Genomic DNA, 13044 nt, shown 5'->3' with positions numbered 1-13044 from the left:
CTAACCAACTAGGTTAGCATTCCACCATCCACGTGAAGTGTTTGTCCTGTAACATAAGCACTCATGTCGCTAGCTAAGAACACACATACATTGGCGATATCTTCTGGAGTACCTCCTCGTTTTAAAGGAATGGCATCTCTCCAACCTTTCACTGTGTTTTCATCCAATTTGGCAGTCATTTCGGTTTCGATGAACCCAGGAGCCACCACATTACATCTAATGTTTCTAGACCCCAATTCCAAGGCTACAGATTTAGAGAATCCAATGATTCCGGCTTTTGAAGCCGCATAATTCGTTTGTCCCGCATTTCCTTTAACTCCTACTACCGAACTCATATTGATGATAGACCCTTGGCGTTGTTTCAACATAGTGCGTTGTACCGCTTTGGTCATGTTGAATACGGACTTAAGGTTCACTTCTATAACTTTATCAAAGTCTTCTTCACTAATACGCATTAACAAGTTGTCCTTGGTAATTCCTGCATTGTTCACCAAAATATCGATGCTTCCAAATTCTTTAACTACGTCATCCACCAATTCCTGTGCTTGGTTAAAATCGGCAGCGTTGCTTTGGTAACCTTTGGCTTTTACGCCCATTGCGATCAATTCTTTTTCCAAAGCGTTGGCAGCCTCTACAGAAGAACTATAAGTAAATGCAACGTTTGCACCTTGTTGCGCGAATATTTCGGCAATTCCTTTTCCTATTCCTCGGCTAGCCCCTGTAATAATGGCTGTTTTTCCTTCTAGTAATTTCATTTCTATTTTCACGATTGGTTGCTTATTATTTCTAATCAGCAATAATTGTTTACACTATTTTATTAATGTCAAATATAGCAATTACAAGTTGCAAGAAATAAAAAAACCTCACAAATTGTTGTGAGGTTTTTAAACAGTGAGTTGTCGTTATCACAACTTAACTTCTTCTGGTTTTTCGTAGTTGAATAGGTAATCGATGTCCATTTCCTGCACTTCTCCCAGTTTGGACAAGGCTTTAAAATCGATGTCTTTTTTGTTACCAATTACCATAACGTTATAGTTTTCACCTTTGATATTTTCGTTGAAGAACTTACGTAAATCCTCCATAGTCATGGTTTGGATAGAATTGTATATTTCCTCTCTGTTATCATAATCGATGCCTCTTTTCTTCAAACGCTCATAATTCCAGAAAATGCTGGATTTGGTGATGCGATCGGCAGCTATTTTCTTTAAAGCTGCTTCCTTAGCGGCGTTAAATTGCTCCTCTGCTTCTGGCATGTTGGTCATCAATCCCATCATGGCATCTACAGCCTGTGGCATTTTGTTGGCTTGAGTTCCAATATAGGCTATCACATAGTTAGGTTTATCTTTTTCTGCAGCATTACTATAATTAGCTCTCGCAGAATATGCCAAAGACTTAGACTCTCTTAATTCCTGAAAAACAATAGATGACATTCCACCTCCAAAATACGAATTAAACAAGGTTGAAGCCGCCATATTTTCTGGTTTGAATGGCTCTCCTTTGGCTAAGAACAACATTTCAGACTGTACCATGTCAAAATCAACAAAATATACGTTTCCTCCTGTTTCCTGTTCAATATAGGTGGTTTCTTCTGGGTAAGCCTTCAATTCCGAAGGTATGGTATGGTTGCTGTTTAGGGCTGCTACAGCTGCATCCACATCTTTTCCGTAATAGAAAATGCGTTGTTCAAAGTTCCTTAAATCTTTTACTAAATCCACCAATTCTTGCGGATCTTGAGCTTTCAACTCCTCTGCTTGCATGATGTTTCTCAAACGGGAGTTTTCTCCATATTTTCCGTAGTTCAGCAAGCCATTGTTGAGAATGTTCCCTTTTTGGGTTTTACCATCTTCCCTGCTCTTCAGGATTTTGTCTACATACTTGTCATAAGATTCTTGATCTGCAACAGCATTGGTCCATAAGTTTTCCAACAACTCCAAACCTTTTGGCAAGTTTTCCTTCAAACCGCTCAATCCAACATAAGACTTGTCATATCCTGTACTTACATAATAATTGATTCCTAATTTATAGAATTCCTTTTTCAGGTCTTCCGCAGAATAGGAGTCAGTTCCCAAATATTCCAAATAGCCAACGGCTAATTCTAACTTTTTGTCATGGTCACTTCCCATGTCAAAAATGATATTCAAGTTGAACAAATCGTTCAATTCATTCTCTATGTAGGACACTTTAATTCCATTGGAAGTGGATACTTCTTTGATAGCCTCTTTATAATCAACAAACAATGGTTGCAATGGTTGTGGCTCAATCTTGTTGAAGTTGGTTAAATACTCCGAACTTTTGTCTCTGTTAAGGTTTACTGGCGTAATTCCGGGGTTTTCTACTTTTACAATAGTGCTATCTTCGCCTTGACGTTTGTAGGTTACCACATAGTTGTCTTTGTAAAATTGATTGGCAAAATCAATCACTTGCTGCTTAGTATAGCCTTTAAGATCATTTAAGAATTTCACTTTATCCTGCCAATCTTCGTTATGTATAAAAGCGTTATAATACATAGAAGCTAAAGCTGTACTGTTTTCATATTGCTGTGTCTGACTTAATTTAAGGTCATTCACAACGGCTTCAATCATCCAATCCTCAAACTCTCCATTTTTCAGTTTTTCAATTTGAGCCAATAACAACTCCTTGACTTCATCCAAGGATTGCCCTGCTTTTGGAGCACCATAAAATCTATGAAAGCCATAATCGTTTAAAAAATTAGGGCTGCAACCTGCATATTGTACCACTTGTTGTTGGTTCAAGTTTAAGTCAATAAGACCCGCATTTCCGTTGGCCAAAATCATATCACATAAAGTGACTAATTTTTCTTCTTCAGTATTCACTCCTTTTGAACGGAAAGCAATTGAAACACTTTCAGACTGAGGCCCAAATACTTCTTTTACCACAGGTGCAGTAATAGGTTCTTCCTTTGGCAAATCTGGATGCACAACTTCTTTACGCTCCATTTTACCAAAGGTTTCGTTTATCTTTTTAATCGTGGCATCAAAATCCAAATCACCAACCAATACTAAAGCCATATTGTTAGGCACATAGTATTTGTTGAAATAATTATGAATATCTACCATAGAAGGGTTCTTTAAGTGTTCTCCTGTACCTATTGTAGTTTGTTGACCATAAGGGTGGTTAGGGAACAGACCGTCCAACATTGCGAAATAAGATTTCCAACTATCGTTATCCTGGCCTCTATTAAATTCTTCAAATACAGCTTCTAATTCTGTATGGAACAAACGCAATACCAATTGACTAAAACGCTCACTTTCCAAATCCAACCATTTATCCAGTTCATTGGCAGGGATTAAATTATGATAAACTGTTTCTTCAAAAGAAGTATGTGCGTTAGTTCTAGTGGCACCTATAGACCCAACCATTTTATCATATTCATTAGCTACTGAATAATTTGATGCCTCTAAAGAAACTTCGTCAATTTTTTTATAGATTTCCTTTTTATTTTCAGGGTCTGTTTCTGCCCTATGTTGTTCGTATAAATCGGAGATTTGCTCCAAATACACTTTTTCCTTTTCCCAATCTAGTGCACTAATCTCGTCGGTGCCTTTAAATACCATATGCTCTAAATAGTGAGCAAGGCCAGTAGATTCTTTTGGGTCGTAATTGGATCCTGCTCTTACAGCAATGTAAGTTTGGATTTTTGGCTCGTCATTGTTTTTACTTAAATACACCTTTAAGCCATTTTCCAAGGTGTAAAGACGTAAACCTGTTGGATCATTGGCTACGGTTTCATAGGTTAAACCGCTAGGGTCACTGTGGGTTTCGATGGCATAAGCCACTTCTGATTCCTTGTTCGTCTTACAGCTATACGCCAGCAGAAAGAAGACCAAAAGGTAAAGAGGATTAAATTTTCTCATGCTTTTGATTTGATTAGTATTGGTGATATAAAAAAAATTCCGTTGACTAAAATAAGCCAACGGAATGATAACGAGTTTGTTTTATATTTATTTTAACAGTTTTTATGCTAAAACTTCGGCAACTTTTTTACCAATTTCTGCCGGTGAATCCACAACATGGATACCACATTCTCTCATGATTTTCTTTTTAGCCTGCGCCGTATCGTCGCTTCCTCCAACAATGGCACCAGCGTGACCCATAGTACGTCCAGCAGGAGCAGTTTCTCCTGCAATGAATCCTACTACAGGTTTTTTGCTTCCACTAGCTTTGTACCAGTTTGCAGCATCTGCTTCCAATTGCCCTCCAATTTCACCAATCATTACAACGGCTTCGGTTTCTGGATCATTGATCAAAAGTTCAACAGCTTCCTTTGTAGTAGTTCCAATAATTGGATCTCCTCCAATACCAATCGCCGTAGTAATTCCTAAACCTTGTTTTACAACTTGGTCAGCTGCTTCATAAGTCAACGTTCCAGATTTAGAAACGATACCAACTTTTCCTTTTTTGAATACAAAACCTGGCATGATACCCACTTTTGCCTCACCTGGAGTGATGATTCCAGGACAGTTAGGTCCAATTAATCTACAATCTTTATCTTTTATATAATCTGCAGCCAAAATCATGTCTGCAACAGGAATTCCTTCAGTAATTGTTATGATAACTTTAATTCCGGCATCAGCGGCTTCCATAATGGCGTCTGCTGCAAATGCAGGCGGAACGAAAATGATGGTAGTATCTGCTCCTACTTCCTTAACAGCCTCTGCAACTGTATTGAAAACAGGCTTGTCCAAGTGTGTTTGACCACCTTTTCCTGGAGTTACACCTCCTACTACATTTGTTCCATATTCAATCATTTGTCCTGCGTGAAAAGTACCTTCACTACCGGTAAACCCTTGAACAATGATTTTTGAATCTTTATTTACTAAAACACTCATTTATATTTAGTTTTTTATTTTTAATTAAGTTCGAACAAAAGTAAACTTTTAACACCTAATTAAAAGTTTTTTTAAAGTTTTATTTCCAAAAATGATTTAAGACTAGGATGGCTTTCATCGGCCAATTGGCTTATCTCGTGGCCCCTGTAAAGTTTGCTGTCTTTAAGCTCCCAAATAGTTATGAAATGAGCCATAGGCTCTTCCTCATCTGGAGATTCAATTGGATGGACATACATGGTATAACGAATGGTCATGAAGTTACCATCTTGAAGCATATGGCTGACTTGATTTCTTGCCGAAGCGTAGGCTTTTCCAAAGTTTTTAAACAATAAGACAATGTCTGAATAGTTTAGCTGTTTAAAACCAGTACTGCTGTTCCAGTTTAACTGACAGTCTTCATGGAAAAATTCCGAAGGATTAAAGGCTTCGTTCCCGAAATCTGAATCATAAAAACTAGTTACAAATTCTTTTGGTGTCATTGCTTTATGTTTTTGATGTCGTCCAAAATTTTAGGTATTTGCTTGATCATGGCCATTTCCTTCAACTTTTGTCTAGATTCTTCCGCAGGATAGCCAAAATAGGTTTTATGCCCTTCTAACGATTTGCTTACGCCAGATTGCGCTAAGATTACCGCCTTCTCACCTATGGTGACACCACTGGTGCTTCCAACTTGTCCCCAAATGGTTACTTCATCTTCAATGACCACACAGCCAGCAATACCCGCTTGGGAGGCAATCAAACATTTTTTACCTACAACCGTATCATGACCAATTTGAATCTGGTTATCCAATTTTGATCCTTCACCAATAATTGTGTCTCCAGTTACGCCGCGGTCAATAGTGCAGGCAGCTCCAATATCAACATTGTCCTTGATTACTACACGCCCTCCTGAGAGCAATTGATCAAAACCTTCTGGACGTTTTTTGTAATAAAAGGCATTGGCCCCCAAAACAGTTCCTGCATGAATGGTTACATTGTTACCTATCACAGCGTCATCATAAATGCTTACATTGGAATGAATAATACAGTTGTCTCCAATGGTTACGTTGTTTCCAATAAAGCAGTTGGGTTGAACAATGGTATTCTCACCTATTTTTGCTGTTGGTGCAATGGCAACATTGGAAGCTAGGAAAGGCTTAAAATGATGGGTCAATTTGTTAAAATCCCTAAATGGATCGTCACTTACTAAAAGAGCTTTTCCTTCAGGACATTCTACTTCTTTGTTGATTAGGACAATGGTAGCGGCCGAGTTCAGCGCCTTGTCATAATATTTTGGATGGTCCACAAACACAATGTCTCCTGGTTCTACCACATGAATTTCATTCATCCCCAGAACTGGAAAATCGTCTGAACCAACAAAATCACAGCCAATCAAGGCTGCGATTTCTTTAAGCTTGTATGTTTTTGGAAATTTCAATGAAAGCTATTCTTTAATACGCTCTTTGTAAGTCCCTTTTTCAGTTTCAATTTTAATCTTGTCACCTTCGTTGATAAACAAAGGCACATTGATTTCCGCACCAGTTTCCACAGTTGCAGGCTTAGTCGCGTTTGTCGCTGTGTTTCCTTTAACACCTGGCTCTGTATGCGTTACTTCCAAAATAACACTGGCAGGCATTTCTACCGATAAAGGCATGTTATCTTCAGCGTTGATGATTACCGTTACTACTTCTCCTTCTTTCATTAAATCAGGTCTATCCAAAGCACCTTCATTCAATTGGATTTGTGTATAATCCTCTGTATTCATGAAGTGGTAGTACTCACCATCGTTGTATAAAAATTGAAATTTGTGTGTTTCAACACGTACATCTTCAATTTTGTGTCCAGCAGAAAACGTATTGTCCAACACTTTTCCTGAAGTTACACTTTTCATTTTGGTTCTTACGAAAGCAGGCCCTTTACCTGGTTTTACGTGTAAAAACTCAATGATTTTGTATATATCGTTATTGTATCTGATACATAATCCGTTTCTGATATCTGATGTAGTTGCCATAAAATTAATTTGATTTAAAATATCCTTTCATTATTCCTCGCTGAGAATCCTTAATAAATTGAAGTATCTCATCTCGTTCTGGAGTCGCCTCCATTTCAGCTTCGATGATTTCTGCAGCTTGTGTGTTATTGTAATTTTTTTGATATAAAATTCGGTAGATGTCCTGTACCTCCCTAATTTTTTCTGTTGAAAACCCTCTACGTCTCAATCCTACAGAGTTGATTCCAACATAAGACAAAGGCTCCCTTGCAGCTTTTACAAACGGAGGCACATCTTTTCTTACCAAAGATCCTCCGGTTACGAAGGCATGGTTCCCAATAGAACAGAATTGGTGTACTGCGGTCATTCCCGCCAACACTACATAATCTCCCACTGTAATATGACCTGCCAAAGTAGAATTGTTGGAAAAAATACAGTTGTCTCCCACGATGCAGTCGTGGGCAATGTGGCAATATGCCATGATCAAACAGTTGTTTCCAACTACCGTTTTCATTCTATCAGAAGTCCCTCTGTTGATGGTTACACATTCTCTAATGGTAACATTATCACCAATAATGGTAAGGGTGTCTTCATCTTTATATTTCAAATCCTGAGGAACCGCAGAAATTACGGCGCCTGGGAAAATATTACAGTTTTTGCCAATTCTAGCACCTTCCATAATGGTTACATTACTGCCAATCCAAGTTCCTTCTCCAATAGTAACATTGTTATGGATGGTCGCAAAAGGCTCAATAACCACATTTTTGGCTATTTTGGCGCCAGGATGCACATATGCTAAAGGTTGGTTCATTTTATGATTTTTATTGTTTTAAAATCCATTTTCCAATTGAGTTTTCAATCTAGATTTTAGATTATTTAATCTTTGAAATTTGTGCCATCAATTCAGCTTCGGCACATAGTTTACCGTTTGCATAGGCATATCCCTGCATATGGCAGATGCCTCTTCTGATAGGTGTGATTAAATCACATTTAAAAATAAGCGTATCCCCCGGTACTACCTTGTGTTTGAATTTTACTTTATCAATCTTCATGAAATATGTCAAGTAGTTTTCTGGGTCTGGTACGGTACTCAACACCAAAATACCTCCCGTTTGTGCCATAGCCTCTACAATTAGAACTCCTGGCATTACTGGTGCTCCTGGGAAATGTCCGGCAAAGAACGGCTCGTTCATGGTCACGTTTTTCATACCGACCACGCAGCTATCTGACAATTCAAAGATTTTATCAATCAACAAAAATGGTTGTCTATGTGGCAACATGGCCATAATTTGGTTGACATCCATTAAAGGTGTTTGATTTAAATCTATAGTTGGAACGTTATTACGTCTTTCGTTCTTTATGAGTTTAGACATTTGCTTAGCAAACTGAGTGTTTACAAAGTGTCCAGGCTTATTGGCGATGATTTTTCCTTTAATATGGGTGCCTACCAAAGCTAAATCCCCTATTACATCCAAAAGCTTATGTCTTGCCGCTTCGTTTGGATGGTTCAAGGTTAAATTATTCAAGATGCCGTTTGGCTTTATGGTAAGGTCATCTTTATCGAAGGCTACTTTTAACTTTTCCAATGTTTGTGGAGACAATTCCTTGTCAACATATACAATGGCGTTGTTCAAATCCCCGCCTTTGATTAAACCATGGTCCAAAAGCATTTCCAATTCATGCAAAAAGCTGAATGTACGGCAATCGGATATTTCTTCTTTGAAATCGGAAATATGGTTGAGGGTTGCGTTTTGAGTTCCCAATACTTTGGTCCCAAAATCAACCATAGTAGTCACTTGGTACTCCTTTGCAGGCATTACGATAATTTCACTACCAGATTCTTCATCGGTGTACGAAACAATCTCAGTAACTACGTATTCTTCTCTAAAATCGTCCTGCTCTACAATACCCGCTTTTTCCAAAGCTTCTATAAAGTACTTAGAAGAACCATCCATAATTGGTGGTTCTGAGGCGTTCAATTCAATGGTGACATTGTCCAAGTCCAAGCCTACCAAAGCCGCCAATACGTGCTCTGAAGTTTGGATTTTAACTCCATTTTTCTCTAGACAGGTCCCTCTTTGTGTATTCGTAACGTAAGTAACGTCAGCTTCAATAACCGGATTTCCTTCCAAGTCTACTCTTTCAAACGTAAACCCGTTGTTTACTGGAGCAGGTTTAAACGTAAGCGTTACATCCTTGCCCGTGTGCAATCCAACACCTGTTAAAGACACTTCTTTTTCTATAGTCTTTTGTCTAATGTCTGTTTTAATTATTGCCATTTACCTTTTTTTCGATTTCGTTTATATCTTTTACAATCTTTGGAAGATTTTTAAAGTGCACATAGGATTTGTTGTATTCTCCATAGCCTAAGGCTGGGGATCCCTGAAGTACTTCATTATCCTTAATATTTCTTCCAATCCCAGATTGCGCCTGTATTTTAACGTTATTTCCAATGCTTAAATGGCCTGCAATTCCTACCTGTCCTCCAATCTGACAATTCTGGCCTATTTTGGTTGATCCTGCAACTCCGGTTTGAGCTGCAATCACTGTATTTTTTCCAACTTCAACGTTATGGGCAATTTGAATTTGATTATCCAATTTCACCCCTCTTCTAATAACGGTAGAACCTAACGTAGCTCTATCAATAGTTGTGGTAGCCCCAATATCTACATAATCTTCAATGATTACATTTCCTATTTGAGGAACTTTGGAATATTCACCATTTTCATTAGGTGCAAATCCGAAACCATCAGCGCCAATAATGGCCCCCGAATTTATCACACAATGACTGCCAATCACGCAGTCTGAATACACCTTTGCCCCTGCAAACACGATTGTGTTGTCACCAATAGAAACATTGTCTCCAATATAAGCACTAGGGTATATTTTTACGTTGTTTCCAATCTTAACATTTTCACCAAGATAGGAAAAAGCGCCAACATAAATATTTTCACCATATTTAGCCGTTTCCGATATAAAAGATGGCTGCTCAATACCGCTTTTGTTCAATTTAATATGGTTGTAATATTCCAACAACTTAGAAAATGATTTGTAGGCATCTTCTACCTTAATCAGGGTAGTTGTGATAGGCTCTTCCACCACGAAATTGTGGTTAACAATCGTAATGGATGCCTGTGTTGAATAAATATAAGGTTTGTATTTTGGATTCGCCAAAAAGGTAAGGGAACCTTGCGTTCCTTCCTCTATTTTAGAGAGTTTGTAGACCTCTACATCTGGATTTCCAACGACGTCTCCCTCTAAAATTTCTGCTATTTGTATTGCTGTAAATTTCATCAGTGGCAAAAATAGAAAAAATGTATCACATTTTGTCTTTAGGATAACATATATAATATTTAGTCACAGGTTTGGACAGTGCTTTAATATGGAATTGACCACTAGCCTTTCCTATTTTTACAATTTTGCCAGTTTTCTTTAAAATTTGAATTGGTTGATACTTATGACTGTATGCTTGATTGGAAATATCTCCAGCAAACACAAAATATGAGGCCTCATATTCTGAAATTCCATACATGTCCCTCAAGACCTGTAATTGCCTTTCAATCTCGTCTTGTTTAACTTTTTTCTCTTTCAACTTTATTTTCAGGAGGCTTCTATTAATAATCATGCTGCTTAAATTACTCAGCACAAAGTCATCATGATATTGCCATTCCTTCATTGCTGAAATAATGTCGTTATCATCCAACCTAGAAAACAGCTCCAAATCGTCTTTACTAAAATTTTCAACGGTCACTTCACGTTCCAAGAAATAAGAAAGAGGTTTACTAGCGTTCAAATAAATTCCAGAACTAGTAAGTTCCTTAGCGCGCTTCAATACACGAGTTAACAATTGCTCGGCCACCAATCCAGTCTTATGCAAATATACCTGCCAATACATGAACCTGCGGGCTATCAAAAATTTCTCTACACTGTAAATGGCCTTCTCTTCTACTACCAATTGATCATCCACCACATTAAACATGGTAATTAAGCGCTCACTATTCACATTACCTTCCGCTACACCTGTATAAAAGCTGTCACGCTTCAAATAGTCTGATCGATCCATATCCAACTGGCTCGAAATTAATTGGCACATGAATTGACGGTGGTAATTTCCTTTGAAAATGTCTAGAGCAAGCGTTAAACTTCCGTTAAATTCTTCATTCAGACGCTCCATAAATAAGAGAGAAATGGCCTCATGGGAAACTCCATTTACAATACTATGTTCCATAGCATGCGAAAATGGCCCGTGGCCAATATCGTGTAATAGAATGGCAATATAAAGCGCATTTTCTTCCTCTTCGGAAATCTCAACCCCTTTAAACCTTAGCACATTCAAGGCTTTTTGCATTAAATGCATACAACCTATAGCGTGATGGAATCGTGTGTGGTGCGCCCCTGGATATACTAAATAGGACATACCCATTTGTGTGATTCTTCTTAGGCGTTGAAAATATTTGTGTTCAATCAAATCAAAAATCAACGAATTGGGAATAGTAATAAATCCGTAAATTGGGTCGTTAAATATTTTGAGTTTGTTTACCTTATTTTCCAAACTTGAGCTATTACATTAATTTAAACAAATATACATGAACCAAATAAATATTCTTTGGGTTGATGATGAAATCGACTTACTTAAGCCACACATACTATTCTTGGAGAAAAAGCAATACAATGTAACCACTTGTCAAAGTGGTACGGAAGCTCTTGAAGTCATCAATAACTCAAATTTTGACATCGTTTTTCTTGATGAAAACATGCCAGGGCTTACAGGTTTGGAAACTTTAACAGAGATAAAGGAAAAACGTGCCAATCTTCCTGTGGTCATGATCACTAAGAGTGAAGAGGAATATATTATGGAAGAAGCGATTGGTAGTAAAATTGCTGATTATTTGATAAAACCCGTAAATCCGAATCAAATATTGCTGAGCTTAAAAAAGAATTTGGACCATTCACGATTGATTTCTGAAAAAACCACTTCCAATTACCAACAGGAGTTCCGTAAGATTGCGATGGACTTGACCATGGTAAACAGTTTTGAAGAATGGGAAGAACTTTACCAAAAACTACTTTACTGGGAACTACAGTTAGAGGATATTGAAGATGTGGGAATGACTGAAATATTGGAATCTCAAAAGAATGAAGCTAACCTACAATTTGGCAAATTTGTAGAAAAGAATTACGCTTCTTGGTTTAACGATGTTGAAGATGCTCCGGTTATGTCGCATAGACTATTTATGGAAAAAGTAGTCCCAGAACTGAGCAAAGAGCAGCCCACGTTATTGGTGGTGATTGACAATTTACGTTATGACCAATGGAAATCCTTCGAGCCCTTTGTAAGCAATTATTATAAAAAAGCTTCAGAGGAGCCGTATTTCAGCATTCTACCAACAGCTACACAATATGCAAGGAATGCTATCTTCTCTGGATTAATGCCTGGGGATATGGAAAAATTGCACCCAGACCTATGGAAAAATGACACTGACGAAGGTGGTAAAAATTTGCATGAAGAAGAATTTTTGGAACATCAGTTGAAACGATTGGGGCTTAGAGACCTAAAATTCGAATATCACAAAATCACAAATCTTAAATCAGGAAAAAAACTGGTCGATAATTTTAAGGCTTTAAAAAATAATGACCTTACGGTGGTGGTCTATAATTTTGTGGACATGCTCTCCCACTCCAAAACGGAAATGGAAGTAGTAAAGGAATTAGCGTCAAATGATAAAGCTTATAGATCCTTAACCCAAAGTTGGTTTAAAAACTCTCCTCTCTTGGAAATGATCCAGCAAGCTCAGGTTTTAGGGTTTAAATTAATATTGACTACGGATCATGGCACTATTAATGTCAAAAACCCCTCAAAAGTTATTGGTGATAGAGACACAAGCTTAAATTTAAGATACAAAACAGGTAGAAGTTTGACTTATGAAAACAAGGATGTTTACGCAATTAAATATCCTAAATCGGTTAATCTGCCTTCTATTAATATGACGAGTTCCTTTATTTTTGCTAAGGGAGATGCGTTTTTGGCGTATCCAAATAATTATAATCATTACGTAAGTTATTACCGTAATACCTATCAACATGGGGGGATTTCACTGGAAGAAATGATTATACCTTTTGTGGTTCTGCAACCAAAATAATCCATGTAATACAAAAATATCCGACGAAATACTTGTTTTTTTAGGAATTTCATATTTTTATTCCTATTATTGTAACTATAATTAT

11 protein-coding genes are annotated in these 13044 nt (G+C 37.5%); 1 reads left to right on the top strand and 10 read right to left on the bottom strand.

Features of this window, described 5'->3' with window-relative positions; translation table 11 throughout:
* Positions 1-8: 8 nt before the first annotated feature.
* The 10 genes from fabG to BKM32_RS10700 all read right to left on the bottom strand — a co-directional run bounded on the left by fabG (position 9) and on the right by BKM32_RS10700 (position 11236).
* Entirely contained in the window at positions 9-755 is a 747-nt protein-coding gene (gene fabG / locus BKM32_RS10745) for a 3-oxoacyl-[acyl-carrier-protein] reductase (RefSeq protein WP_053977872.1), read from the bottom strand.
* Between the two features lie 150 nt (positions 756-905).
* Entirely contained in the window at positions 906-3875 is a 2970-nt protein-coding gene (locus tag BKM32_RS10740; RefSeq protein WP_076663789.1) for a pitrilysin family protein, read from the bottom strand.
* A 102-nt stretch (positions 3876-3977) separates the two neighbouring features.
* Entirely contained in the window at positions 3978-4850 is an 873-nt protein-coding gene (sucD, locus tag BKM32_RS10735) for a succinate--CoA ligase subunit alpha (RefSeq protein ID WP_053977874.1), read from the bottom strand.
* 71 nt (positions 4851-4921) lie between these two features.
* Positions 4922-5329 carry a hypothetical protein gene (locus BKM32_RS10730; protein ID WP_076663788.1) on the bottom strand — a complete coding sequence of 136 codons (408 nt, stop codon included), beginning with the start codon at positions 5327-5329 and terminating at the stop codon, positions 4922-4924.
* A complete protein-coding gene (lpxD, locus tag BKM32_RS10725; RefSeq protein ID WP_076663787.1) occupies positions 5326-6267 on the bottom strand; it encodes a UDP-3-O-(3-hydroxymyristoyl)glucosamine N-acyltransferase in 942 nt (313 codons plus the stop codon). The genes BKM32_RS10730 and lpxD (BKM32_RS10725) overlap by 4 nt, the downstream gene beginning before the upstream one ends.
* Positions 6268-6273: 6 nt before the next feature.
* Positions 6274-6840 (bottom strand): elongation factor P, encoded by a 567-nt coding sequence (gene efp / locus BKM32_RS10720; RefSeq protein WP_076663786.1) that lies wholly within the window; start codon positions 6838-6840, stop codon positions 6274-6276.
* A gap of 4 nt (positions 6841-6844) precedes the next feature.
* Positions 6845-7630: an acyl-ACP--UDP-N-acetylglucosamine O-acyltransferase gene (gene lpxA / locus BKM32_RS10715; protein ID WP_053977878.1), complete on the bottom strand. Its 786-nt coding sequence runs from the start codon at positions 7628-7630 to the stop codon at positions 6845-6847.
* Between the two features lie 61 nt (positions 7631-7691).
* Positions 7692-9098: a bifunctional UDP-3-O-[3-hydroxymyristoyl] N-acetylglucosamine deacetylase/3-hydroxyacyl-ACP dehydratase gene (locus BKM32_RS10710; protein WP_053977879.1), complete on the bottom strand. Its 1407-nt coding sequence runs from the start codon at positions 9096-9098 to the stop codon at positions 7692-7694.
* Positions 9085-10113: a UDP-3-O-(3-hydroxymyristoyl)glucosamine N-acyltransferase gene (gene lpxD, locus BKM32_RS10705; protein ID WP_076663785.1), complete on the bottom strand. Its 1029-nt coding sequence runs from the start codon at positions 10111-10113 to the stop codon at positions 9085-9087. The genes BKM32_RS10710 and lpxD (BKM32_RS10705) overlap by 14 nt, the downstream gene beginning before the upstream one ends.
* A gap of 25 nt (positions 10114-10138) precedes the next feature.
* Positions 10139-11236, bottom strand: coding sequence for an HD domain-containing protein (locus tag BKM32_RS10700; protein WP_253187453.1), 1098 nt, complete (start codon positions 11234-11236; stop codon positions 10139-10141).
* Positions 11237-11405: 169 nt separating this feature from the next.
* Here BKM32_RS10700 and BKM32_RS10695 point away from each other — a divergent pair, with 169 nt between their 5' ends.
* The gene (locus BKM32_RS10695; RefSeq protein WP_076663783.1) at positions 11406-12959 is read left to right on the top strand and encodes a bifunctional response regulator/alkaline phosphatase family protein; all 1554 of its coding nucleotides are present in this window, start codon (positions 11406-11408) and stop codon (positions 12957-12959) included.
* Positions 12960-13044 lie beyond the last annotated feature (85 nt).

The sequence above is a fragment of the Mangrovimonas sp. DI 80 genome, assembly GCF_001975575.1.
GTDB classification, from domain to species: domain Bacteria; phylum Bacteroidota; class Bacteroidia; order Flavobacteriales; family Flavobacteriaceae; genus Mangrovimonas_A; species Mangrovimonas_A xylaniphaga.
The sequence above is the reverse complement of the archived record's forward strand: the minus strand, read 5'-3'. Positions and strand labels throughout refer to the sequence as shown.